Origin of the sequence: Cellulosimicrobium composti (assembly GCF_010287905.1) — a bacterium.
GTDB lineage: Bacteria > Actinomycetota > Actinomycetes > Actinomycetales > Cellulomonadaceae > Cellulosimicrobium > Cellulosimicrobium composti.
Genome location: NZ_JAAFAN010000139.1, coordinates 1 through 1,508 on the forward strand (window position 1 = coordinate 1; position 1,508 = coordinate 1,508).

The following is a 1,508-nucleotide window of genomic DNA, read 5'->3' on the forward strand; positions in this document are numbered from 1 at the left end:
CTCTCAGCGCGCGGGCGCCCCGCGCTATCAGCGCGCGGCGGCGCCCACGGCCGCGAGCGCGGGCGCCAGGTCGCCCGTCGGGGCGACGTCGACCTCCGGGACGCCCAGCCAGCCGCCGAGGACGCGCAGCTCCGCGGCGAGCCGGGCGGCCGTGAGGTCCCCCGCGGCCCGCTCGCGGTGCGCCGACAGCACGCGCAGTACCCCGGCCCGCCGATCGGCCTTGAGGTCGACGCGCGCCGTGAGGTCCTCGCCCTCGAGGAACGGCAGCACGTAGTACCCGTGCACGCGCTTCGCTGCGGGGACGTAGATCTCGATCCGGTAGTGCACGTCGAACAGGCGCTCGAGGCGCGTGCGCTCGAACACGAGCGGGTCGAACGGGTTGAGCAGCGTCACGGCCGTCGCGCGCCGCGGGAGGGCGGCGTCGGCGTGCAGGTACGTCGGCTCGTCCCACCCGCGCACGGTCACCGGCCGCAGCGTCCCGGCCTCGACGAGCTCGTCGAGGGCCGTGCGCACGGCGGGCCCCTTGAGGCGGAAGTAGTCCTTGAAGCAGCGCAGCGTCCCGATCCCGTGGGCGCGCGCACCGATCTCGAGGAGCGACCGGACGGCGTCGGCGTCCGCGACGGGCGGGGCGGCGACGACCTCGGGCGGGAGCACGCGCTCGGTGAGGTCGTAGCAGCGCTCGAACGCGCTGTTGCGACGCGCGGACGTGATCTCGCCCGTGAAGAAGAGGAACTCGAGCGCGCGCTTGGCCACGGTCCAGTTCCAGCCCCACTGCGACCGGTCGCGCGGGTGCGCGCGGCCCTCGGCCTCGAGGACGTCGTGCACCTCGCTCGCCGTGATAGGACCGCGCTCGGTGACGAGGCGGCGCACGTCCTCGACGGCGTCGGAGTGGCTCATCTCGACCGCGCTGATCGTCCCCCACGCCTCGGTGCGGTAGCGGCGCCGGCGCCACTCGAGCAGCGGCCACGTGCTGGGCGGGACGTACGACGCGACGTGGGCCCACGTCTCCACGAGCCGTCGCGGCGCGCGCCCCGCGGCGCGGTCGAGGAGCGCGGTGTCGTACGGGCCGAGCCGCGCGTACAGCGGCATGAGGTGCGCGCGCGCGAGCACGTTCACGGAGTCGATCTGCAGCAGCCCGAGGCGGTCGATCACCCCCTGCACCTGCCGCATGGTCGGCGCCCGGCCGTCGCCGCCGCCGTACGGGCGCTCGCGGTGCAGCCCCTGCGCGGCGAGCGCGACGCGGCGCGCCTGGGACAGGGACATCGGCTCGGACCGGGGCGAGGTGGCGACCACGTCCCGATCCTGCCCTCCACCACCCACACGCCCGCCGCGCCGGCCAGGACCGCCCGGTCGCCATGGCCCTGGACAGCACGACGCGCCCGGGCCCCCGGGGGGGGCGGGCGCGGGGGCCCGGCTCACGCCGGCGTCGCCGCCCGGGGCGGCGGCCAGGCGCACGACGAGGAGAGGGGGGCGGCGCCCGACGGCCACCCGCGGCGGCGGGTGGCCCC

The 1,508-nt window shown here is 77.3% G+C and carries 1 protein-coding gene; it reads right to left on the reverse strand.

Going from position 1 to position 1,508, the window contains the following annotated elements; translation table 11 throughout:
• Positions 1-27 precede the first annotated feature (27 nt).
• Positions 28-1,293: a winged helix-turn-helix domain-containing protein gene (locus GYH36_RS19035; protein WP_376739842.1), complete on the reverse strand. Its 1,266-nt coding sequence runs from the start codon at positions 1,291-1,293 to the stop codon at positions 28-30.
• Between the last annotated feature and the right edge of the window lie 215 nt (positions 1,294-1,508).